Source organism: Chryseobacterium defluvii (assembly GCF_014204415.1).
Lineage (GTDB): Bacteria > Bacteroidota > Bacteroidia > Flavobacteriales > Weeksellaceae > Chryseobacterium > Chryseobacterium defluvii_A.
Genome location: NZ_JACHLE010000001.1, coordinates 696,101 through 718,498 on the forward strand (window position 1 = coordinate 696,101; position 22,398 = coordinate 718,498).

Sequence of the window (22,398 nt, forward strand, 5' to 3'; positions counted from 1 at the left end):
AGCCCTTTTTTATTGAAATCATTCTCTGATGAAAGTATACGGCTTATAATCTCCGATCAGTAGAATGTATTGGCCTTTCTGAAGAATGCGTATGTCAATTTTCATTGTCGTATGGTCACTGGTATCCTTATAGACCAATTTTCCTGTCATGTCATAGATCTTTACAGCAAGATTCCGGTCAATATTCTTAATATTTAAATATTCCTTTGCCGGATTAGGATATACTGAAAAAGATTTTTTTACAGCATCGTCCTGAGTACTCAGGAAAGAATTGTTGTAATAGACTTTATCTCCTGTGGTAGTATCGGTAATAATTAATGTTTTCGTACTTCCCGCAGAATTGATCTCATAATTAAAAACATTCCCGATAACGGAATTCATATAGAAATTACAGTTTTTCATATCATAGTCCTGTACGGCGGCATAATTGGTTCCCAAATAATCAGCAAGAGAACAAACGGTTGAGTTTTTTGTGAAGCTGTCGGAAGTACCGGAAAAGGTAATATTAGAGTTTGCGTAATTATAATAAATAGAATAAAACCCGTCTGCCGTAAACGAAGAAGGAGGCAAAACCGCATCCATTGCCGGAGTTGTGGTAGTCTGCCCGTTGATTACCATTTTAGAAATATACCAGCTGTTGGAAAACAGTTCAGGATTTTGTGCGGATAAAAAACTGTATACGAATAAAAAAAATAAAACTTTTTTCATATAGATATTTTTACTTAAATATATGAAAAAATAAGCTTTTATTTAATGGGAAACAGATTTTAATCCAACAATAGAGGCAATTAAAGTAAAAATAAAGAATATTCTCCAAAAACTTACAGGGTCTTTAAAAAAGAAGATCCCCATCAATACGGTTCCTACTGCCCCGATCCCCGTCCATACCGCATAAGCCGTCCCGATAGGTAAAGTCTGTGTAGCTTTGATCAGTAGAAGCATGCTTATGGTTAAAGAGACCAGAAATCCTGCAAACCAGCAATACATTTCAGTTCCTGATGTTTCTTTCACTTTTCCCAGGCAGGAAGCAAAGGCAACCTCAAATAATCCGGCAATAATTAAGATGATCCAGCTCATTGTATACTATTTTACTACATTCTGCTGCAAAGATACCGTTATTGAAAGACTTACTAAAATCTGGGAACAATTAACCCCGCTTTTTTAATAGTCTCTTTTCAATTTTTTCCACTTCTGCAGGTGCAGCCATGTATGGACAATATCTAAAGTGTTGAAAAACTTATATGACTTTTGTGGTTTATTGAAAATTTAGATAGTTTCTTAGTACCTTTGCAGATCATAATATAATTTGATATGCACAAAGCAGGATTTGTAAATATAGTTGGAAAACCAAACGCAGGAAAATCTACTTTACTGAATCAGTTGATGGGAGAGAAACTGGCTATTGTAACACAAAAGGCCCAGACAACCCGTCACAGGATTTTTGGAATTTATAATGAAGAGGATTTACAGATCGTATTTTCAGATACTCCCGGGGTTTTGGATCCTAAATACGGGCTTCAGGAAAAAATGATGGATTTTGTAAAAGATTCATTACAGGATGCTGATGTTTTTCTGTTCATCGTGGATGTTACGGATAAAGCAGAACCTTCAGAATTTTTAATAGAAAAACTGAATAAGATTCCCGTACCTGTGCTGCTTTTATTGAATAAAGTGGACCAGACCAATCAGGAAGGCCTGGAAAAGCTGGTGGAAGAGTGGCATGAGAGAATTCCAAAAGCTGAGATTTTGCCTATTTCTGCATTAAATGCATTTAATACAGAGATCATTTTACCTAAGATCAAATCTTTGCTTCCTGAAAACCCGCCATATTATGACAAAGACCAGTTTACAGATAAGCCGGAAAGATTCTTTGTGAATGAGACCATTCGTGAAAAAATACTTCTGAATTATGATAAGGAGATTCCGTATTCTGTAGAAGTGGTGACCGAACAATTCAAGGAAAAAGAAGGCATTATCTTTATAGATTCCATCATTTATGTAGAAAGAGACACCCAAAAAGGCATTCTGATCGGGCATAAAGGGGAGGCGATCAAAAAAGTGGGAACAGAATCAAGGCTGGATCTTGAAAAGTTTTTCGCTAAGAAAATTCATTTGAATTTATTTGTGAAAGTAAAAAAGGATTGGAGAAAGAACGACAGAGATTTAAAAAATTTCGGCTACAGGTAGACTAAAACACGGTATTTTCTCGTTGTATTGAAAGATTTTTATTATCTTTAATGTAAATTTTCATTGAATGTACTATCCGAACTCAAATTTCAGCTCTCTGTATAAAGATATTATTTTGTTGATAGTGAGAGTTTTTATAGGTTTTGCCATGCTTTCTCATGGTTTTCCGAAACTTCAGATGCTGCTGGACGGAGGAAAAATTGAATTCTATGATTTTTTAGGGATGGGGACACAGTTTTCTCTTATCCTGACTGTATTTGCTGAATTTGTATGTTCTATACTTCTTATTTTGGGGTTATTTACGAGGGTAGCATTAGGATTTCTGATCTTTACAATGATCATTGCCGGGTTTGTGGTTCATGGAGCAGATCCTTTTGAGAAAAGGGAAATGAGCCTGATATATTTAGCCGTTTATCTTCTGTTAATGACCTTTGGAGCTGGTAAGATCTCTGTGGATCATCTGATCGAAAGGCGTAAAAGAGCTTCAGACTGGTAATGATATATACAATATAATATAAAAATAGAAAGAGCATTCAAATAATGCTCTTTTTTATTGGTTAAAATAGGATCTATACCAGCATAAATAAATTTTCAAACGTCATAAAGAGTTTTCATTAAATTCATTAATTTCGTAAAAAATGAAATATAATGAAGCTAAAGTTAACCATTTGCCTTCTGGCCTTTCTTAATTTCTACGAAGCTCAAGAAAATATTACGTACCAGAAACCTTCTGCAGAAATTCTTAAACTTGCAGATTATGAAAGACCTCCAAGTGTCTCTATCAATAATAAAAAAGACTGGATTGTTTTTTCTTATCGCCCTACATACAAAACTTTAGAAGATCTCAGCCAGCAGGAAATGAAGCTGGGAGGGTTAAGGATCAATCCTGTGACCAATATATCCAGTACGGTAACCTATTCTAACAATCTTAAGGTAAGAAAGCTGAATGATAAAAGTGAAGTTCAGGTAAAAGGACTGCCTGCCAACCCAAGAATTACCAATATGTCTTTTTCTCCTGATGAAAAGAAACTGGCATTCACCAATACAACAGGCAAAGGAGTAGAGTTGTGGATCGTAGACCTGGAAACCGCCTTTGCAAAAAAGCTTACCGGAGATAACCTGAATGCTAATTTGGGTAATCCATATGTCTGGTATAAAGACTCTCAAAATCTATTGATAAAAATTCTTCCTCAGAACAGGCCTGCTCTGATCGATGTAGGAAAGGATCTGCCAACAGGGCCTATTGTATCAACGGCTGACGGAAAAGTTTCCCAAAACAGGACTTATCAGGACCTGCTTAAAAACCCGCAGGATGAGAAGAATTTTGAAATTCTTACCGCTTCCGAACTTTATAACGTTGACCTGAATGGAAATCTAAAGAAAGTAAAAGAGCAGGATATATATGCTGGGGTAAGCTTTTCCCCTGACGGAAATTATCTCATGGTGACCACAATCAAGAAACCATTCTCATACATTGTCCCTTTAAACAGGTTCCCGATGACCTCCACGGTATATGATATGCAGGGAAATACTATAAAAGTCGTTAACGAAGTTCCCCTGAATGAAATAATGCCGAAAGGATTTTCATCTGTAAGAACGGGAAAAAGAGATATGGGATGGAGAAGTGATATGCCTGCAACCCTCGTATATGCCGAAGCATTGGATAGCGGCGACCAGTATAAAAATGCCGAGTACAGGGATGAAGTATTTACGTGGGAAGCTCCTTTTAATGCTTCGCCTAAATCTTTCTTTAAGACCAAACAAAGATATTCCGGAACAAGCTGGACCAATGATCATTATGCTATTGTAAATGAGAGCTGGTACGATACCCGGAATACAAAATCTTTCCTGATAGACCTGAATAACGGAGAATCTAAGGTGCTCGAGGATAGGAACTATCAGGATGTCTACAGTGATCCTGGAAATTTCAATACCACTAAAAACCAGTTCGGAAGAACCGTTGTAGATATGAAAAGCAATAAAGCCTATCTTATCGGGGAAGGCTTTACGAAAGAAGGGCAGCATCCTTTCATTGACGAGATGGATATAAAGACCTTAAAGAAAAAAAGGCTGTATACCTCCAATCTGAAAAATGCTAAAGAAGATATCATCGATATTATAGATCCGGCAAAAGGGGAGGTGCTAACTATCCAGCAGTCGGCAAGCCAGTATCCTAATTATTTTAAGAAGAATATCAAATCGGATAAGGTTGAGACGGTGACCAATTTTGCCAACCCTTTTGAAAGCATCAAGGATGTGTATAAGGAAGTAATCACTTATAAAAGGAATGACGGGGTTACTTTGACCGGAACGCTTTACCTGCCGGCGAACTATGACAGAAAAGCAAAAAAGGAGAAACTTCCGTTACTGATCTGGGCATACCCGGCAGAATATAAAGATAAGAATACGGCAGGACAGAACACCCAGAATCCGAATGACTTCACTTTCCCGAATTACGGATCTTTCGTGTACTGGGCAGCTAAAGGATATGCCATATTGGACGATGCCGCTTTCCCGATCATTGGTGAGGGAAAAACAGAGCCTAATGATTCTTTTGTTCCACAGTTGGTTGCTAATGCAGAAGCGGCAATTAATGCAGTAGATCAGCTGGGGTATATCGACAAAAATAAAGTGGCTGTAGGAGGGCATTCTTACGGAGCATTCATGACAGCCAACCTTTTGACCCATTCCAAGCTTTTTGCCTGCGGAATTGCCCGAAGCGGGGCTTATAACAGAACACTGACACCGTTCGGTTTCCAGAGTGAGCAGAGAAATTACTGGGATGTTCCTGAAGTTTATAATACCATGTCTCCATTCATGAATGCAGACAAAATGAAAACTCCTTTACTTCTGATCCATGGGGATGCAGACAATAACCCGGGTACTTTTACCTTACAGACGGAAAGGTATTTCCAGGCCCTGAAAAATCTTGGAGCCCCCGTAAAAATGGTTCTTCTGCCGAAAGAAGCTCACGGGTATATGGCTAAGGAAAATATCATGCATCTTCTCTGGGAACAGGATCAGTTCTTAGAGAAATGTTTGAAGAAATAATAATTTAATAAAAATCTCGTTCACTTTGGACGAGTTTTTTATTTTATAAGCTTAAAAACAATAACCATTATTAAATGAGAATATTATTTTTTGTATCATTTATCCCTTTCTTTAGTTTCGGGCAATTATCTCCAAAAGTAGATAAACTTTATCAACAGCTATCCAAGAGTGAAAGGGCTGAAGGTAAAAATATAAGTATGGATGGGCATGAAAGTGAATTGTATAAACTCCATTTAGAACTTGGAAAAATTGCTACAGATAAAGAAGCCGAATACATTGCATTTAATGGAAAGCCTGTTGCAAAATATTATGCTGCTAATATTCTTTTTGATAGAAAATCAGAGTCTTTAGAAAAGTTATTTAAATATTATTTGAGAAATAGAGATTCTGTGCGTGTTTTAGAAGGATGTATTAGCGGGGTTTCTGGTTTGGGCGATGAAATTTATTTAAATGTAATTTCAGAAAAACAAATAATAGATCAGGCAGAATGGGAAAAGAAGTGGAAGGATAGCATGATTGCTAATAAAAAACAAAATACTCCTGAATATTTAAATCTCGTAGATATGCTCGATACAGAAACAAATTGGACTCATAAGGAAATTGATTCATTAGTTTACAAGTTTGATCAAACTATTTTGGATAATCAGGAATCTTCACAAAGTATTGTTGAGCTTATTGCGGGATTCAATGAATATGAAAAAATCAAACTTCCATACTACCAAAAGTTAATTTATTTTGAGAAAAAATATAATTCTAAGGTTATTAGAAAATATATTGAATATTGTAGTAATTAAAATATTATTCTGATGAATTTTAAAAATACTTGTGGTTTATTACTCTGTACAAAAAAATCAAACATTAAAAAACCAATATACAACTTAGAAGGATTGATAGTATCGAATTTGAAAAAATGTATGATAAAATAAATGCGGGATAATTTTATCCCGCATTTATTTTTATTTATTCCCTATAATCCTTCTGGCAGACATATTCAAAAACCGTATCACAAGAAATACCGCAGAAACCGTCAATCCCAATCCCAGCGCAATCCACATCCCTAAAGCTCCCATTTTCAAAGTAACACAAAGGAAATAACCTAAAGGTATGGTAATGACCCAATAGGCAATAAAAGTATAAATAGACGGGATCTTAACATCCTGTAACCCTCTTAAAGTTCCTAATGCCGTTACCTGAATGCCATCCGATAGTTGGAACAAGGCAGCGATGATCAGTAATTTCGAAGCTAAAGCAATAACTTCTATCTCTTCTTTTTTGGTAAAAAAGGTCGGAAGGATATTTCGTCCTAAAATAAATACGATCCCGCAGATCGTCATAAAAATAAAAGCGATCTTCAGGTTATTGATTCCCACTTTTCTAAGCTCTACAAAATTCTGTTCACCCAGCTTTCTTCCGATCATGACTGTAGATGCCACACTGAACCCGATGCATAAGTTAAACGTAAAGGAAGCCATACTTAAAGCAATCTGGTGGGACGCAATATCATGAGCAGAAATCAGTCCGCAGATAAAAGCCGCAGCAGCAAAGGCCGTTACCTCAAAAAACATCTGCAAGGCAGTAGGAAAACCTAATTTCAGCATTTTGCTGAACATCTCCTTTGAAAATGCCTGTACTTTCAGGGAAAAATCGTTGATATACTGCCGGGTCTTTTTTTCATGCAAAAGGACAAAATAAAGGAAAACCACCATAAAGATCCGGGCAATTAAACTCGCTAGTGCAGAACCTTTTACTCCCATCGGCGGAATTCCGAAAAGCCCTTTGATAAAAACATAATTTAAAACCACATTAATTACGTTGGCAATAATAGTGGCTTTTGTCACCCCGATAGTATAAGATAATCCCTCAGAAACTTCCCTGAGTGTTTGAAATGCCATAAAAGGAACAATACTTATTGCCATGATTCCAAGAAAATCGGCCGTATCGGGAATAATTTTGGCAGGCTGTCCGGAATGATAGAGCAGAGGCATCCCTAAAAAGAGGAGTCCCATCAGGATAATCCCTACAGACATATTGATCACAAATCCATGACTGAAAACAGAATTGATGGTAGAGTGGTCTCCTTTGGAATGCGCCTCAGAAACCAAAGGCGGTATGGCAAAGGAAAACCCCAGTGCCAGCACAAACATTGAGAAAAATACGGCATTTCCCAAAGAAACAGAAGCCAGGGCATCGGCACCCAATAGCTTTCCAACGATAATATTGTCGAATAAATTGACCGAAACCTGTCCCACCTGGGTAATCATTACCGGAAGAGCCAGTTTCAGGCATTCGTTCGTATAGTTTTTATTTAAAAAGTTCATAATAGTTCAAAAAAAAATTTGCAGCCTACGCACTGCAAATTTTTTGTAATTTATTTTAATTAATACTTAATTATTTTCTTACAAAACTTGCAACATCTTCTTCAGAAACAGTATTTCCACCAAGAATGATCAGTCTTTCCACAACGTTTCTTAATTCCCTGATATTTCCTGTCCATGAAAGAGCTTTTAATGCATCAATAGCCTTATCATCAAATTTTTTCACGGCAGTCCCATGTTCATCGGCTATCATGCCTGAGAAATGTTCTACCAGCAATCTGATATCTTCCTTTCTCTCATCCAGAGGCGGGACATAGATCTCAATTACGGAAAGCCTGTGGTAAAGATCCTCCCTGAATTTTCCTTCTTCAATTTCCTTCTGCATGTTTTTATTGGTGGCGGCAAGTACCCTTACATCCACTTTGATTTCTTTATCGCTTCCTACCGGAGAGACTTTGCTTTCCTGTAAAGCTCTTAATACTTTAGCCTGGGCGATAAGGCTCATATCTCCGATCTCATCCAGGAAGATTGTACCACCCGTAGCTTGCTCAAATTTCCCCTGCTTATCCTTAATAGCTCCTGTAAAAGAACCTTTCACATGCCCGAAAAGCTCAGACTCAATAAGTTCCGAGGGGATCGCCGCGCAGTTTACTTCTATCATAGGTCCTCTTGCCCTTTCACTTTGATTATGGATGGCGTGGGCTACCAGTTCTTTCCCGGCACCATTAGGCCCTGTGATAAGAACCCTTGCATCGGAAACGGCAACCTTATCGATCATTTCCTGAATTTTTTTCAAGGCAGCAGACTCACCGATCATCTGGTATTTCTTGCTTACCTTTTTTTTCAGCGTTTTGTTCTCTGTCTGAAGGTTTTTATTCTCCTTTTTCAAAGATTCCTTAGCTAAAGCATTTTTTACACTTGTGATCAGCCTGTTGATATCGATAGGCTTGGAAATGAAATCATAAGCGCCCTCTTTTAAGCAGGAAACTGCAGAGTCTATATCTGCATGTCCGGAGATCATAATGAAAGTTGTTTCAGGTTTCAGTGCCAGGCTTTGTTTTAAAAGCTCGGTTCCCGAAAGTTTAGGCATTTTGATATCGGAGATCACTAATGCAAAATCTTCTTTTTCTATATACTTATAGCCTTCAAGGCCATCTTCCGCGATTATAAATTCGTAATTGGTAAGCTCGTCCGAAAGAATACTGTGAAGTACTCCAGAGATTGCTTTTTCATCTTCTACAATAAGGATTTTTTGCATAGGTGCAAATTTAGAATTTTTGATTGAATTATTAACAAAAACCGTACCTAAATACTTTATTTTTAATAGTCTCTTCTCCCGAAAATAGCAGAACCCACCCTCACCGAATTGGCCCCACACTCAATGGCAACAGGGAAATCATCACTCATTCCCATAGATAAGGTACTTAGCTTTTTTAACTGGTCTAATTCATCAAAAACTGCTTTCAATTTTAAAAACTCATTCCGGACCTGGTTTTCATTGTCCGTAAAAGTAGCCATTCCCATCAAACCCGTGATTTCAATATTGGGAAAGCCTCCGTCCATGTATTTTTGGAATAGTTCCAGTACTTCTGTAACCTCCAGTCCGGATTTACTTACCTCCCGGGCAATTTTTACCTGTAACAGGACTTTGATCTTACGATTATGTTTTCCGGCTTCCTTATTGATCTCTGAGAGAAGTTTTTCAGAATCCACACTTTGAATGGTATCAATAAATCCGGCGATATATTTTACTTTATTGGTCTGTAAATGCCCAATCAGATGCCATTGAATATCTTTTGGAAGGAGAGGGGATTTTTCCATCAGTTCCTGGACTTTATTTTCTCCGAAAATCCTCTGTCCCATATCGTATACCTCCCGGATAGCAGAAACGGGATGTGTTTTGGACACTGCTACCAGCTGAACATTTTCAGGAAGCTGCTTTTTTATATGGCTGTAATTTTCTTGAATACTCATAATTGCAAATTTCTGAATTTTAAAAGCAAAAAACTAATGAATTGATAAAATTTTATATTTGAGGCTTGTGCGCTTATTTTTTTATAATTAAAGACGCTTCAGCTCTGCTTAGCGTGACATAGGCAATACTATTGTTTCATCAATTATCGAATGATTTTATAGTTAGTTGTCACGCTGAGCAGAGTCGAAGCGTCTTTAGTAATGGATGCAAATATTAATTCAGGATCTCATTGATCTTAGGATATTCAGATATTTTCCTGAATACAAACCTGTTACTTTTCTGCAGCTTTTCAATAAATAGATCCAGTTCGTTGATGGAATCAGCATCCGTTAAATATTGATCATGGGTAAGAAAAACCAGGTGTCTTGAAGTCTTTTCCAAATCATTAAAGAATATACTATCCACTTTTTTCAGCATGGCTTCATGATTTCCTTTTAAAGCCATTTTATGAGTCGGTTTCCATTCCAGATCCCAGCCGATAACTTTGTAGCCTGCTTTTTTCAGGCCGTTTGCGGCATCGGTGGAACTCTTGATATCGGTGACATTGATGTTATTTAATCTCCAGATATTTCTTCCCGGTGTTCTTGCGATTTTATCGTAAAGCTTTAAGCTGTCTTTAGCAACGTCAAAGTCATGGATCACTTCATCCGTATTCTTATAAAAATCTGTATATTTATTATGTGCGTGGGTAAAACTGTGGTTAGCCAGCTCCACTAAAGGGTCTTTTCTCAATAGTTCCAGATCTTCCTTCTGTTTTTTACTTCCATAAGCATGCTTTCCCACCAGAAAAGCGGTTGCACATACATTTCTCTTGCGTAAAATTTTCATGAGATTTTCGGTTCCCTGATTAGGGCCGTCATCGAAGGTAAGGTAAATAACTCTTTTATCAGACGGGACTTCTTCTTCCTGGATTTTGGGGACTGTTTTTGCGACGGGATGTTCTTTCGGGATCATCTTTTCAGGGATTTTCTGATCTTGTTTCCGGTTACAGCTATTGAATAAAATTGAAGTTGCACTCACCAATGCAAGCATCCCAAGAAAAGTCCCATTTTTAGACTTTTCTGCAAAAATTTTTCTCATAAAATTAAGAGGAATTTAAATTGTTAAAAATTGTTAATTTTTCTAAATTATTCTTAACAAAATATATGCCAGATTTTCTTATTTTTTACTTTTTTAAGGTAATTTTAATAAAACCCTATTTATCCTCATGTTTATCTATGATCTTGCAGGATTTATAAATTTATACATCTTGTTTGTCATGCTGTAAGCATCTCTACAAAAATAGTTTAGATTGACTTCGTCGAACCACGTCGTTAGGAATAACAAACTCTATGGTAATGGTTTTTATATAACAATTAATAGGATATCTGATAATTTTAGCAGAGTTATTATGCTTTTCACAGGAACAACAACTTAAATATCTTTTTGAAAAGTGAAAATCGTGTTAAGGTTTACTATTTTTCTCCCGCAGATTATGCTGATCTCGCAGATGTTTGTGTTAAAAAATACTTATGAAATTAACCAACAGAGGGAGACTTTTACTATTATTTAATCTCCATATTCACAGAATTCAGACGCAATGAATTTAAAATGACTGATAAAGAACTGACACTCATTGCCGCAGCAGCGATCATCGGGGATAATAAGATTCCAAAGAATGGATACAATAATCCTGCTGCAACTGGCACTCCCAGAACATTATAGATAAAGGCGAAGAAAAGGTTTTCCTTAATGTTCCTCAGTAGTTTTTCGCTTAATAATTTTGCTTTTGCCACACCCAGAATATCTCCTTTTAATAGGGTGATCTCTGCACTTTCAATGGCTATATCTGTTCCGGTTCCCATAGCAATTCCGATGTCGGACTGTGCCAGAGCAGGGGAGTCATTGATCCCGTCTCCGGTCATGGCTACTATTTTTCCCTGCTCCTGAAGTTTTCTGACTTCATTCAGTTTGTCCTCAGGAAGGCAGTTGGCTTTAAAATGGATGATGCCTAATTCATCAGCAACCGCTTTTGCTGTATGTTCATTGTCGCCGGTCATCATAATGATGTTAATACCTTCTCTCATCAAGTGTTCCACCGCTTTTTTGGAACTTTCTTTGATCTTATCGGTAAAGCTGATAAAGCCTAAAACAGTATTATTATCGGCAACATAAGAAATAGTATGCGCCTGGGACTGTATTCCGAGGGCTTTTTGTTTTAAGCTTTCAGGAATAGCAATTCCATATGAGATCAATAAACTTTCATTTCCCAGATAGGTAATTTCTCCATTGATTTTTCCTTTAACACCTTTACCGGAAATATTTTCGAACTGTTCCACTTTTTCGGAAGAGATGTTTTCTTCTTTAGCCTTTTTGATCACTGCATCAGATAAAGGATGCCCCGAATTCTGATTTAATGAGTAAGCCAACTTTAAGACCTGATTCCTGTCTTCATGTATTGCCTCAATGTGTTCTATGGAAGGTCTGCCTTCTGTTAAGGTTCCTGTTTTATCGGTAATCAGGACGTTTACTTTATTCATTTGTTCAAGAGCTTCAGCGTTCTTAATTAAGATGCCATTTTTAGCCCCTTTTCCTATTCCTACCATTAAAGACATCGGGGTTGCCAGGCCGAGGGCACAGGGACAGGCTACAATTAAAACAGCAACTGCATTTACGAAAGCAAATAAGGTGCTTTTACCTTCCGGGCCAAAAAACTGCCATAAAATAAAGGTAAGAACTGCAATAAGAATAACAGCAGGGACGAAAACTTTGGAAACTTTATCCGTTAGTTTCTGGATGGGAGCTTTACTCCGGCTGGCTTCGTTGACCATTTTGATGATCTGGGAAAGGAGTGTTTCATCACCTACTTTTTCTGCTCTCATAATGAAGACCTGATTACCGTTGATGGTTCCGGAGGAAACTTTATCATTGATACTTTTTTCAACCGGAATGGGTTCTCCCGTGATCATACTTTCATCAATGACGGTATTTCCTTCTGTAATTTTTCCGTCCACAGGAATCTTTTCGCCGGGTTTTACCTTTAATAGATCCCCGATTCTCACCTGAGATAAAGGGACTCTTTTTTCTTCACCATTCATCATAAGATTGGCTTCATCGGGGGAAAGATTCATCAGTTCTCGGATGGCGTTCCCTGTCTTTTTATGGGCAGAGGCTTCCATCAGCTGGCCTAAAATAACAAGGGTTAAAATAACGCAGACCGCTTCAAAATACAATGGAACTCCATGATCATGCCCTCTGATCTCATGAGGAAGAATACCCGGAAAAACGAGTGCAATGATGCTGAAAATAAATGCGGCTGCAACACCCAAGGCAATGAGGCTGAACATATTCAAGTTCCATGTTTTAAACGAAACCCAGCCTCTTTTCATCAGAAACCAGCCGGCATAGAACAATATAGGAAGTGTCAACATCAACTCTATGATTCCCTGAGCCGGATGTGAAAAAGGAAAGCTAATGAACATTCCCCCCATAGAAAGAATGAAAACAGGAATGGTGAATACTAAAGCAATAATAAATTTTCTTTTCAGAAGGGTATAAGTTTCATCTTCATCGTTATCATCTGTGTCAGGCATCTTTACCAGATCCATCCCGCATATGGGGCAGTTTCCCGGCTCATCCCGGATGATCTCAGGGTGCATGGGACAGGTATATTTTGCTGTTTTTTTCTCAGGATATTTTACAAGATCCATTCCGCACACCAGGCATCCTATATTGGTATCATAGGTTTTGTCTCCTTCACAGTACATCGGGCAGTAATATCTTCCGGCCATCTCATCAGTGATTTTAGGAGCTTCGTGGCTATGAGAATGATGATGTTGTTGTACACCTGAATTTTTAACAAGGTCTTCGGTGATTTTCTCCAAATGCATATAACAAACCAGGCAGTCTCCTTTTTCATGATAAACCCTGTCTCCTTCACAGAACATGGGACAGTAATATTTACCTATGCTGTTTTTGAAATTTTCAGGAAGATTGGTAGAGGAATAGGCAGGCTTATAATTGGGATCTTTTGCCTGTTTTTCCTCGATAGGAACTAAGTACATATTGCAGACAAGACATCTCTGGCCTTGTTTGAAATATACTTTTTCTCCTTCGCACTCCATGGGGCAATAATAAACGGATGAGGAGGAAACCCTATCCTGAGGCCTGATGAAAGTTTTTTCAGGATGGTCCGGATCTTCCAGCCTGTAGTTTCCAATTTCTTCTAAGGCTTTATTTAAAATCGGAAGCACGATGTCGTTATCGGAATTGATGGTTGCAATGTTACTTTCCAGATCAATATCTATTTTTATGCCTTGAATGCTATTGAGTTTTTCTGAGATCTTTTTCTGACAGCCGGAGCAGGTCATTCCTAGTATTTTATATTGCTGTTGCATGATCCTTAATTTTATAGTACAAATTTCTGAATTGTAATGGGAAGGCTGTTATAATTTTAAGGATAATAGTTATAGAATTCCTGAATTGTAGTTAGGGGTGTGTGGTGTTTTTTGGCTCCCGCAGATTTGGCAGATTGTGCAGATGCTTGTGCTTAAAATAATCTCATAATAAAAAAGATCTGCACAATCTGCCAAATCTGCGGGAGAAATCTATAAGCTGTCTAAAGGTTTTCTGTTATGGATTTTCAGCTTTTTGAATTCGGTGGGGGTGAAACCTGTACTGTTCCTGAACTGGGTGGATAAATGCTGAACACTTTTATAGCCTAATTTCCCGGCAATTTCTGTAAGTGTGAACTCATCGTATAGAAGCAGTTCTTTTACCTTTTCTATTTTTTGGAGAATGAAAAACTGTTCCAGGGTAATATTTTCATTCTGTGAGAATACTTTTGATACTGAACTATAATCTTTATGAAGTTCTGAGCTCAGGAATTCGGACAAGAGGAAGTTTTCATCAATATCAAGTTCTCCTATTTTGATAATGATCAGGCTTTTGATTTTCTCAACGAGTCTGTGGGCAGAGTCTTTAATTCTTTCAAAACCTGTTTCTTCTAACCGTTTTTCAACGATATGCAAATCCTGATCTGAAATTTCGGATATTGTTTCCACTTCTCCCAGGTTTATGGATCGGACAGAGATATCAGCTTCATTAAAAATACTTTTAACTGCAGAAATACACCTGCCGCAAACCATATTTTTTATGAAAATCTTCATATCGGGTTATTTAATCTGTCTTTTACAAATTCAACTCTGGTTTTGCCGTGTGGAGCGGGATTACCGTTTTCATCCAAATTGACCATAACAATCTTATCTACAGTAATAATGGTTTGCCGGGTCATTTTGTTTCTTACGTCACATTTGAGTGTAATTGAAGTGGCGCCAAATTTCAGCACCTCGATACCGATTTCGATGATATCTCCCTGTTTGGCAGAGCTTACAAAATTGATCTCGGAAATAAACTTGGTAACAATTCTCGTATTTTCCAGCTGAATAATGGTATAAAGTGCCGCTTCCTCATCGATCCATTGCAATAGTCTTCCCCCGAAAAGTGAATGATTAGGGTTTAAATCTTCCGGTTTTACCCATTTTCTGGTGTGGTAGTTCATATGTAAATAATTTGCAGTACAAATTTAATGTTTATAACCTGTTTTATCGATCATTTGATATTTAGTTATCTGAAAAGTATTATTTATTTTCTCAATCAACTGCTTACTATTTTCTTCTGGTTATTCCTATAATTACTCCAAAATTTCCATCTTCCTGAATCCAATTTTGCTGCGGTAAATAAGTTCTTGATACGAAGCCATCAAGATACAATGCGTTTTTACAATCCATGCTTTGAAAAAATGCAGCAAAATCATAGAAATTGATCTCTTTTTTAGACATAGCAAAAATCATTTTTCCATTTTCCGAAATCCCGACACCGTTTCTTATATTCAGATTTTTAGAGTTTTTTTGAAAAAGCGGGTTGATTTTTCCGCTAATAATTAACATGGGGCCGGATTGGGTTGCAAATTTTGAATTAATGCAATATTTGTTATAATTTTTTGTTGTGGCAATGCCAGCTTCATTATTTTCATTGATATAAAAGACGCCATTTGGATTCATATAAAAGTTGCCTTCACCGGACAATGTGTCAAGTTCAGTGATTATTTTATAATTCTGTATAAATATGCCTTTAGGGTGATTGTCCGGTGTAAACATTCCTCCATTCATTGCGAATATAAGCTCCTTATTTTCTTCGTTTACATACTTTTTCAGATTACCGATGCTTTTTAAGATCTGGCTTTTATCATCTTTCCAATAGAATTCTAAATTTTCATTTTTTATATCTGATTGATAAATGACAAAATTCTTATTCTCTTCATTTGCATTTTTACATGAAAAGACCAGTAAAGTAATAAGGGATAATATTTTCAATTGTTTTAACATTGCTAATAGAGAGATTTTTCAAATAAAAATTATTTATACTCCGGAATATCCCCCGGCTGGCAATCCAATGCTTTGCTGAAGAATGGTATAGGTATTTGTCTTCATGTTAAATAATTTTTAAATTTATATCCATTTATCAGTAAAATTTTATTAATAAATGATAAATATTTATTGTTTTTTAATGGTTTTCATTTTGCAATTAAACATAATATATGAAAAAATATAAAAAAAGGCTTTATTTTGAAATTTTTAATTGTATATTGCAAACGTTTATATTTGGAATCAATATTTGTTCATTAATTTATGTTGTTTTTCTTTTATATCCAATTTTTTTATTAATTTTTTAATTTATTCAAAATGAACATTTTTGTTTCAAACATCAATTACGCAACTAAAGAGTATGAGTTGCAGGATCTATTTGCAGAGTTCGGAGAAGTATCTTCTGCTAAAATTGTAACGGACAGAGAGACCGGTCGTTCAAGAGGTTTTGGTTTTATCGAAATGGAAGATGAAGAAGGAAGACAAGCTATTGAAGCTCTTAACCAGAAAGAATTTAACGGGAAAATATTAAACGTTTCTGAAGCTAAGCCAAGAGAAGAGAAGCCAAGAAGAAGTTTTGATAACAACAGAGGCGGTGGTTATGGAAACAACAGAGGCGGAGGTTACGGAGGTAACAACCGTGGCGGCGGTGGAAATCGTTGGTAAAAAATACAAGCGGCTTAAAAGCCGCTTTTTTTATGTCTTTATTTTTCTTTTATAAGGAGTACCGCATCATTATAATAAATGTTTCCTGATTTGTTATAGGGGTTACTATCTTTTGTAATGCTGGTAAAAATTATTTTTAAATGATATTTACCAAGGTCACTTTCCATTGATATTTCAGGGAGCCTTACCATTCCTGTTTTATTCTTATTAGCCTCCATAAGCTTATGAATGGCCGGGGTAAAATCGGCTTCTTCTTTTGAATTCAGAATGATTTTCAGGATAGTATCGTCCGACTTTTCTATGATGCTGATCTCATCACCATTGACCTTTCTGATGCCGTTATTGTATCTGTTCAGGTTGATCAGATATTGATAGTTCCCGATATTGAAAGCATCATTCTCCGAAGTCAGGGTCAACCTTTCATACTCTTTTGAGGAGGAAGTCTGATTTTTATTAGGGAAACTGTTTCTGATATTGTCTGCTACAGCCCAGAAATCAACAGACTCTATGTCTTTTGACAGTTGTTTCTGATCTTTGTTGGGAACCAGGCCAACAAGGAAATCTTTTTGCTTCCTTTTTGCCAGAAATTCAAATTTATTGGCAATTTCATTAACGACGGTATCAGCGACTTTCTTTTGAAAACTGATCTTATCATTTTCTAAAAGTTTATTTTCTTCCAAAAGCTTCATCAGTTCGCTTTTCTGGCTTCTTTTTGCTGTACTGAACGCGTTGAAGTAAGGAAATATCAAAGCAAAAGCGCCAAATAAAAATAAGCTGACAGGAATGAACTTAATGGTTGAACGTTTACTGAAAATAAAATAGATCACCACACTCAATAACCACAAAGCCAGCAACAAAACAAAGTATCTCGGCTCTGTATATCCGTATTCCAGAATCCTTGTAAATATGGCCGTAAAAAGCAGGATGATCAAAGGAATAATGGTAAAGTAAAAGAGTTTTGAGAAAATCCTTACCCATGATTTAGTATGGTCTTCTTTTAAAGGATATACCAGCAATAAAGCCAAAACTCCAACAATACTATAGGCCAGTACAAGATAGGAAACCCAACCTCTCGGGAGTTCCCAGTTGATCAGTATTTTAATGGAATAGAAATAAAGAATGATCAGATAAATAAGAAGGAGAGGGATTAATATAAACTGGGCGAAAAACTTCAGAATAACAGGGTATTTCCCGTCTTTTTCGAGGTGTTTCAATCCTTTTTCGTTAAAAAGCAGGAATATAAAGCAGCTTCCGAAGATGGCTAAAACATAGAAAGTATCTGTATAAAGCTTATCATCAAAATTAAAATCAAATAGCTTATCAACCGCCAGAATAGCCAGTTCTATACCTCCTGTAAGTACTCCTGTGAATACGGCTGTAAGAAATATATTAATGAAAAGATTCTTATTATACTGCCAAAAGCCAAGTTCCTTATCTTTATTTAAAAATGCCGCAAACGAAACCAAAAGATGAGATAATAAAGCTGTTACGGCAATGATATAACCATAGACTTCGGTGAACTCTTTTTCCTTTTTTGGCAGGATGAAATAAAACCCTATAAGAAAAAACGTTCCGGCCAGTTCCAGCAAAAAAGCTTTGCCAATTCTTTGAGAAAGCATCTTTATGGCAAACATAAGTGAAATTCCCAAGCAGCAGCATATGGTAAATTTTGAGAATACGAAAAACAGCTCCCTTTCACGGTTATATTCGAACATACAAATCGCTCCGATGGAAGCCAGAAGGGCCATCACTAAAACCATAGGATAGCGGAAGATCACATCATCCGCCTTCCTGATTATTTCCAGAAATTTTGTTTTCATAATTCAGGTTTTTATTTTGTGCTTAATTTTTTTTCTTCTTTTTCTTTTTGCCTTTCTCCTTCTCCTTTCCTTTTTTATTTTTCTTCGGATTTAGGATTTCATTGGCGATTTCCAGTTTTGGCTCACTTATTTTGGTAGGTTTCATTTCAATTTTCAGATCAAAGTAATCCCTTAGGTCATTTTGTGAAATTAACTTTTCGTTAAATAAAAACTCCAGGATTTCTTTTCCGGAATCATTGAAAAAGTTGTGTGAAAGCTCTTTTAACAGGAATTTTTTATACTCCTCAAAAGGAACCATCACCGTATATCTGAATATTCTTCCTTCTTTTTCAGTGGATAGATATCCTTTCTCGACTAATATTTTAAGGTAAGTGGAAACAGTATTCTGATGTGGTTTTGGTTCCGGGTGCTGTTCCATGATATCCTTTAAATAAAAAGAGTTGAGCTTCCAGAAAAGCTTCATCAGATTTTCTTCTGCCGAAGTAAGGTGATTGATTTTCATATAATATTCCTGATTTCTTAATGTTGAAACTGTATGTTGCAATAAAGATAAATAAAAGATACCACACACGCTATTCCGGCACCCATAAATACTTCTTTTACCGTATGCCTTTTTAAAATAACCCGGGTAATACCTACCAAAGCGGCAATTCCAAACCAGATAATTCCCATTTTCCAGTCTAGGACAAAGAACAGTGACGCTACGAACACATTGAAAGCAGTATGCATTGAACTTTTAATAAAGAAATTACTGATCTGCAGGGCAAAAAGAAGCACAAGGATAAAAAGCATTACAAAATCTAAAGAGCCGTTTCTGATATAGTAAAATATAAGATAAGCTATTACACAGGTCGCGATAAAAATATACAGCGTTTTTCTCTGTACCCGGTTGGAAACATCCATATTGGTATACCTTCCGGTTTTTACGTTCCAGACCAGCCAGATGATCACGGGAACAATGATCATTAATAAGATAGGAAGGAAATGTGCTATGGCATCTTTTAATGAGTATTCCCGGACACTCATATAAATGAAAAATATAAATAAAGATACTAGAGGATTAAAAAAATCGGAGATGATTCTTGATAAGGTATGTATCAACGAAGGCTGTTTTTCTTCCATGTTCAGATTTAAAATTCAAATATAAGATTATAACCAAAAAACAATTGACAAGGTATACAATAAAAACAAAGTTTTTTTTATAATTTTGCTCAACTATTTCATAATAAATAAGCAAGAGCTAACACATGAAAGAATTTTCGAAAGAGGTATACCTGAAGTGGTATGAAGATATGACAATGTGGAGAAGGTTTGAAGACAAATGCCGTTCTCTCTATCTAAAACAAAAAATCAGAGGTTTTTTACATTTGTATAACGGTCAGGAGGCTATCCCAGCAGGTTTTACCCACGCAATGGATCTAACCAAGGATAGCATGATTACAGCTTACAGATGCCACATACATCCAATGGCAATGGGGGTAGATCCTAAGAGAATCATGGCGGAACTTTGTGGAAAAGCAACAGGAACGTCAGGGGGTATGGGTGGTTCCATGCATATTTTCAGTAAAGAGCACCGTTTCTATGGAGGACACGGTATTGTTGGCGGACAGATCCCTTTAGGAGCCGGTATTGCTTTTGCAGATAAATATTTTGACAGAAAAGCGGTGAATGTTTGTTTCTTTGGAGACGGAGCGGCAAGACAGGGGTCACTTCATGAAACATTCAATATGGCGATGAACTGGAAGCTTCCTGTAGTATTTGTTGTGGAAAACAACCAGTATGCCATGGGAACATCTGTAAAAAGAACAGCCAATCATGAAGATATCTATAAATTAGGATTAGGGTATGAAATGCCTTGTCTTCCTGTGGACGCCATGGATCCTGAAAAAGTGGCGGAAGCTGCTTATGAAGCTATTGAAAGAGCAAGAAGAGGAGACGGGCCAACTTTTATTGAAGCAAGAACTTACCGTTACAGAGGACATTCCATGTCTGATGCGGAGCCTTACAGAACCAAGGAAGAAGTAGCACTTCATAAAAATGATGACCCTATTGAATTGGTAAAGCAAAGAATTTTAGCAAACAGCTGGGCTACCGAAGAGGAGCTGGAGGCTATTGACAATAAATCAAGAGATTTTGTTGAAGAATGTATAGAATTTATGGAAAACTCTCCATATCCTACGGCAGAAAAGATCTATGAATATGTATATACTCAGGAAAACTATCCGTTCTTAGACAAATTAGAAAACTAAAGATAATGAGTCAATTTGAAAATTTGAGAATTTGAGAAATGAGATAATAATATATCCTTTTTTGATTTTCAAATTTTTAAATTACTGAATTTTCAAATTAAAAAAAATTATGGCAGAAGTAATTACCATGCCTCGTCTTTCCGACACTATGACGGAAGGGAAAGTGGCAAAATGGCATAAAAAAACAGGAGACAAAGTAAAAGAAGGAGATATATTAGCTGAAATTGAAACGGATAAAGCAGTTCAGGATTTTGAATCTGAAATAGAAGGTACTCTTTTATATGTAGGTGTTGAAGAAGGAGGATCGGCTGCAGTGGATTCGGTTTTAGCAATTATTGGAAATGAAGGAGAAGATATTTCAGCATTGAAAGGAGGGAGTGCTCCTGCCGCTGATACCTCTTCTGAAGAGAAAAAAATTGAAGAAGAATCCAAAACAGAAGGTAACGGAACCAGCGTTGAACAAACAGCAGCAGAAGTTCCTGCCGGTGTGGAAGTGATTACCATGCCTCGTCTTTCCGATACTATGACGGAAGGTAAAGTAGCTAAATGGCATAAAAATGTAGGAGATACTGTGAAAGAAGGAGATCTTCTTGCTGAAATCGAAACGGATAAAGCAGTTCAGGATTTCGAATCTGAATTCAATGGAGTGCTATTGAAGCAGGGTGTAGAAGAAGGAGGTGCTGCCCCGGTAGATTCTGTATTAGCTATTATTGGACCTGCAGGAACAGATATTTCAGGAGTAGGTGCCGCTAAACCAGCTGCACAGTCTTCAGAAAAACCTGTTGAACCAAAAGCAGAAGCTAAAACCGAAGAGAAACCGGCTGCACAAGTGGCAAATTCATCTTCTGACAGAGTGGCAATTTCTCCACTGGCTAAAAAAATGGCTCAGGAAAAAGGAGTTGATATTCAAAGCGTTCAGGGATCTGGAGAAAATGGAAGAATCGTTAAAAAAGATATTGAAAACTATCAGCCTTCCCAGTCACAGTCGACAGCACCTGCTCCGGCAGTAAGCGCTGCAGCTCAGGTGGCACTGAACTTCGTTCAGGGAGAAGATACTGAAACTCCAAACTCTCAGGTAAGGAATATTATTGCAAAACGTCTTTCCGAAAGCAAATTCTCTGCTCCTCACTATTATCTGATGGTAGAGATCAATATGGATAAGGCCATTGAAGCAAGAAAAGAGATCAATTCTTTATCGGATACCAAAATTTCTTTCAATGATATGATCATTAAAGCAACTGCTATTGCCTTAAGAAAACATCCACAGGTAAACTCAAGCTGGGCAGGGGATAAGATCATTCACAGAGGAAATATCAACATTGGTGTGGCGGTTGCCATTCCTGATGGACTGGTAGTTCCTGTTCTCAAAAATACAGACCAGATGAACTATACCCAGATCTCAGCTACTGTAAAAGATATGGCATCAAGGGCGAAATCCAAAGGACTTAAAGCGAATGAAATGGAAGGCTCCACATTCTCAATTTCTAATCTGGGAATGTTCGGGATTGAAACTTTTACAAGTATCATTAATCAGCCAAATTCAGCAATCCTTTCCGTAGGAGCAATCATTGAAAAACCTATCGTTAAAGATGGCCAGATCGTTATTGGAAACATCATGAAGCTTTCATTGGCTTGTGATCACAGAGTAGTAGACGGAGCCACCGGCTCAGAATTTTTACAGACTCTTAAAACATACCTTGAAAGCCCTTTAACTTTGCTGCTGTAATTTAT

Annotated in this window: 20 protein-coding genes; 7 read left to right on the forward strand and 13 right to left on the reverse strand. The window is 36.9% G+C overall.

What is annotated here, in order from left to right:
- Positions 1 to 18: 18 nt before the first annotated feature.
- Complete coding sequence (locus HNP38_RS03100) at positions 19 to 708, reverse strand: T9SS type A sorting domain-containing protein (RefSeq protein ID WP_184184279.1); 690 nt, start codon at positions 706 to 708, stop codon at positions 19 to 21.
- Positions 709 to 750: 42 nt separating this feature from the next.
- Positions 751 to 1,077 carry a DMT family transporter gene (locus HNP38_RS03105; protein WP_184184282.1) on the reverse strand — a complete coding sequence of 109 codons (327 nt, stop codon included), beginning with the start codon at positions 1,075 to 1,077 and terminating at the stop codon, positions 751 to 753.
- Positions 1,078 to 1,311: 234 nt separating this feature from the next.
- Here HNP38_RS03105 and era point away from each other — a divergent pair, with 234 nt between their 5' ends.
- The 4 genes from era to HNP38_RS03125 all read left to right on the forward strand — a co-directional run bounded on the left by era (position 1,312) and on the right by HNP38_RS03125 (position 6,032).
- Positions 1,312 to 2,187, forward strand: a complete 876-nt coding sequence (gene era / locus HNP38_RS03110; RefSeq protein ID WP_184184285.1) for a GTPase Era — start codon at positions 1,312 to 1,314, stop codon at positions 2,185 to 2,187.
- Between the two features lie 67 nt (positions 2,188 to 2,254).
- Complete coding sequence (locus HNP38_RS03115) at positions 2,255 to 2,683, forward strand: DoxX family protein (protein WP_184184288.1); 429 nt, start codon at positions 2,255 to 2,257, stop codon at positions 2,681 to 2,683.
- 152 nt (positions 2,684 to 2,835) lie between these two features.
- Positions 2,836 to 5,238: an alpha/beta hydrolase family protein gene (locus HNP38_RS03120; RefSeq protein WP_184184291.1), complete on the forward strand. Its 2,403-nt coding sequence runs from the start codon at positions 2,836 to 2,838 to the stop codon at positions 5,236 to 5,238.
- Positions 5,239 to 5,312: 74 nt separating this feature from the next.
- Positions 5,313 to 6,032 carry a hypothetical protein gene (locus tag HNP38_RS03125; RefSeq protein ID WP_184184294.1) on the forward strand — a complete coding sequence of 240 codons (720 nt, stop codon included), beginning with the start codon at positions 5,313 to 5,315 and terminating at the stop codon, positions 6,030 to 6,032.
- 162 nt (positions 6,033 to 6,194) lie between these two features.
- Here HNP38_RS03125 and HNP38_RS03130 read toward each other — a convergent pair whose 3' ends face one another.
- The 8 genes from HNP38_RS03130 to HNP38_RS03165 form a co-directional block, all read right to left on the reverse strand.
- A complete protein-coding gene (locus tag HNP38_RS03130; RefSeq protein ID WP_184184297.1) occupies positions 6,195 to 7,556 on the reverse strand; it encodes an MATE family efflux transporter in 1,362 nt (453 codons plus the stop codon).
- Positions 7,557 to 7,626: 70 nt separating this feature from the next.
- Positions 7,627 to 8,811, reverse strand: a complete 1,185-nt coding sequence (locus tag HNP38_RS03135; RefSeq protein ID WP_184184300.1) for a sigma-54-dependent transcriptional regulator — start codon at positions 8,809 to 8,811, stop codon at positions 7,627 to 7,629.
- Between the two features lie 62 nt (positions 8,812 to 8,873).
- Positions 8,874 to 9,527 (reverse strand): YggS family pyridoxal phosphate-dependent enzyme, encoded by a 654-nt coding sequence (locus tag HNP38_RS03140; RefSeq protein WP_184184303.1) that lies wholly within the window; start codon positions 9,525 to 9,527, stop codon positions 8,874 to 8,876.
- A gap of 214 nt (positions 9,528 to 9,741) precedes the next feature.
- Complete coding sequence (locus tag HNP38_RS03145; protein ID WP_184184306.1) at positions 9,742 to 10,608, reverse strand: polysaccharide deacetylase family protein; 867 nt, start codon at positions 10,606 to 10,608, stop codon at positions 9,742 to 9,744.
- A gap of 464 nt (positions 10,609 to 11,072) precedes the next feature.
- Positions 11,073 to 13,904: a heavy metal translocating P-type ATPase gene (locus HNP38_RS03150; protein WP_184184309.1), complete on the reverse strand. Its 2,832-nt coding sequence runs from the start codon at positions 13,902 to 13,904 to the stop codon at positions 11,073 to 11,075.
- Between the two features lie 210 nt (positions 13,905 to 14,114).
- Complete coding sequence (locus tag HNP38_RS03155; protein ID WP_184184312.1) at positions 14,115 to 14,675, reverse strand: helix-turn-helix domain-containing protein; 561 nt, start codon at positions 14,673 to 14,675, stop codon at positions 14,115 to 14,117.
- A complete protein-coding gene (locus HNP38_RS03160; RefSeq protein ID WP_184184315.1) occupies positions 14,672 to 15,067 on the reverse strand; it encodes an acyl-CoA thioesterase in 396 nt (131 codons plus the stop codon). The genes HNP38_RS03155 and HNP38_RS03160 overlap by 4 nt, the downstream gene beginning before the upstream one ends.
- Before the next feature lie 106 nt (positions 15,068 to 15,173).
- Entirely contained in the window at positions 15,174 to 15,893 is a 720-nt protein-coding gene (locus tag HNP38_RS03165; protein WP_184184318.1) for a phosphodiester glycosidase family protein, read from the reverse strand.
- 357 nt (positions 15,894 to 16,250) lie between these two features.
- Here HNP38_RS03165 and HNP38_RS03170 point away from each other — a divergent pair, with 357 nt between their 5' ends.
- Positions 16,251 to 16,598, forward strand: coding sequence for an RNA recognition motif domain-containing protein (locus HNP38_RS03170; protein WP_184184321.1), 348 nt, complete (start codon positions 16,251 to 16,253; stop codon positions 16,596 to 16,598).
- A 38-nt stretch (positions 16,599 to 16,636) separates the two neighbouring features.
- Here the strand turns inward: HNP38_RS03170 and HNP38_RS03175 are convergent, their stop codons facing one another.
- The 3 genes from HNP38_RS03175 to HNP38_RS03185 are packed head-to-tail and all read right to left on the reverse strand — an operon-like array spanning position 16,637 to position 19,444.
- A complete protein-coding gene (locus tag HNP38_RS03175) occupies positions 16,637 to 18,418 on the reverse strand; it encodes a DUF4153 domain-containing protein (protein ID WP_184184324.1) in 1,782 nt (593 codons plus the stop codon).
- Between the two features lie 22 nt (positions 18,419 to 18,440).
- Positions 18,441 to 18,920, reverse strand: coding sequence for a BlaI/MecI/CopY family transcriptional regulator (locus HNP38_RS03180; protein WP_184184326.1), 480 nt, complete (start codon positions 18,918 to 18,920; stop codon positions 18,441 to 18,443).
- Positions 18,921 to 18,937: 17 nt separating this feature from the next.
- Entirely contained in the window at positions 18,938 to 19,444 is a 507-nt protein-coding gene (locus tag HNP38_RS03185; RefSeq protein ID WP_228460918.1) for an ABC transporter permease, read from the reverse strand.
- Between the two features lie 221 nt (positions 19,445 to 19,665).
- Here HNP38_RS03185 and pdhA point away from each other — a divergent pair, with 221 nt between their 5' ends.
- Complete coding sequence (pdhA, locus tag HNP38_RS03190; RefSeq protein ID WP_184184332.1) at positions 19,666 to 20,667, forward strand: pyruvate dehydrogenase (acetyl-transferring) E1 component subunit alpha; 1,002 nt, start codon at positions 19,666 to 19,668, stop codon at positions 20,665 to 20,667.
- Positions 20,668 to 20,776: 109 nt separating this feature from the next.
- Positions 20,777 to 22,393 carry a pyruvate dehydrogenase complex dihydrolipoamide acetyltransferase gene (locus HNP38_RS03195; protein ID WP_184184336.1) on the forward strand — a complete coding sequence of 539 codons (1,617 nt, stop codon included), beginning with the start codon at positions 20,777 to 20,779 and terminating at the stop codon, positions 22,391 to 22,393.
- Positions 22,394 to 22,398 lie beyond the last annotated feature (5 nt).

What these genes read in the sequence shown, in the direction of transcription:
- HNP38_RS03100 (WP_184184279.1), bottom strand. Translation starts at nt 708, where the DNA reads ATGAAAAAAGTTTTATTTTTTTTATTCGTATACAGTTTTTTATCCGCA.
- pdhA (WP_184184332.1), top strand. Translation starts at nt 19,666, where the DNA reads ATGAAAGAATTTTCGAAAGAGGTATACCTGAAGTGGTATGAAGATATG.
- HNP38_RS03140 (WP_184184303.1), bottom strand. Translation starts at nt 9,527, where the DNA reads ATGAGTATTCAAGAAAATTACAGCCATATAAAAAAGCAGCTTCCTGAA.
- HNP38_RS03125 (WP_184184294.1), top strand. Translation starts at nt 5,313, where the DNA reads ATGAGAATATTATTTTTTGTATCATTTATCCCTTTCTTTAGTTTCGGG.
- HNP38_RS03115 (WP_184184288.1), top strand. Translation starts at nt 2,255, where the DNA reads ATGTACTATCCGAACTCAAATTTCAGCTCTCTGTATAAAGATATTATT.
- HNP38_RS03180 (WP_184184326.1), bottom strand. Translation starts at nt 18,920, where the DNA reads ATGAAAATCAATCACCTTACTTCGGCAGAAGAAAATCTGATGAAGCTT.
- HNP38_RS03155 (WP_184184312.1), bottom strand. Translation starts at nt 14,675, where the DNA reads ATGAAGATTTTCATAAAAAATATGGTTTGCGGCAGGTGTATTTCTGCA.
- HNP38_RS03150 (WP_184184309.1), bottom strand. Translation starts at nt 13,904, where the DNA reads ATGCAACAGCAATATAAAATACTAGGAATGACCTGCTCCGGCTGTCAG.
- era (WP_184184285.1), top strand. Translation starts at nt 1,312, where the DNA reads ATGCACAAAGCAGGATTTGTAAATATAGTTGGAAAACCAAACGCAGGA.
- HNP38_RS03165 (WP_184184318.1), bottom strand. Translation starts at nt 15,893, where the DNA reads ATGTTAAAACAATTGAAAATATTATCCCTTATTACTTTACTGGTCTTT.
- HNP38_RS03195 (WP_184184336.1), top strand. Translation starts at nt 20,777, where the DNA reads ATGGCAGAAGTAATTACCATGCCTCGTCTTTCCGACACTATGACGGAA.
- HNP38_RS03105 (WP_184184282.1), bottom strand. Translation starts at nt 1,077, where the DNA reads ATGAGCTGGATCATCTTAATTATTGCCGGATTATTTGAGGTTGCCTTT.
- HNP38_RS03120 (WP_184184291.1), top strand. Translation starts at nt 2,836, where the DNA reads ATGAAGCTAAAGTTAACCATTTGCCTTCTGGCCTTTCTTAATTTCTAC.
- HNP38_RS03160 (WP_184184315.1), bottom strand. Translation starts at nt 15,067, where the DNA reads ATGAACTACCACACCAGAAAATGGGTAAAACCGGAAGATTTAAACCCT.
- HNP38_RS03135 (WP_184184300.1), bottom strand. Translation starts at nt 8,811, where the DNA reads ATGCAAAAAATCCTTATTGTAGAAGATGAAAAAGCAATCTCTGGAGTA.
- HNP38_RS03170 (WP_184184321.1), top strand. Translation starts at nt 16,251, where the DNA reads ATGAACATTTTTGTTTCAAACATCAATTACGCAACTAAAGAGTATGAG.
- HNP38_RS03145 (WP_184184306.1), bottom strand. Translation starts at nt 10,608, where the DNA reads ATGAGAAAAATTTTTGCAGAAAAGTCTAAAAATGGGACTTTTCTTGGG.
- HNP38_RS03130 (WP_184184297.1), bottom strand. Translation starts at nt 7,556, where the DNA reads ATGAACTTTTTAAATAAAAACTATACGAACGAATGCCTGAAACTGGCT.
- HNP38_RS03185 (WP_228460918.1), bottom strand. Translation starts at nt 19,444, where the DNA reads ATGAGTGTCCGGGAATACTCATTAAAAGATGCCATAGCACATTTCCTT.
- HNP38_RS03175 (WP_184184324.1), bottom strand. Translation starts at nt 18,418, where the DNA reads ATGAAAACAAAATTTCTGGAAATAATCAGGAAGGCGGATGATGTGATC.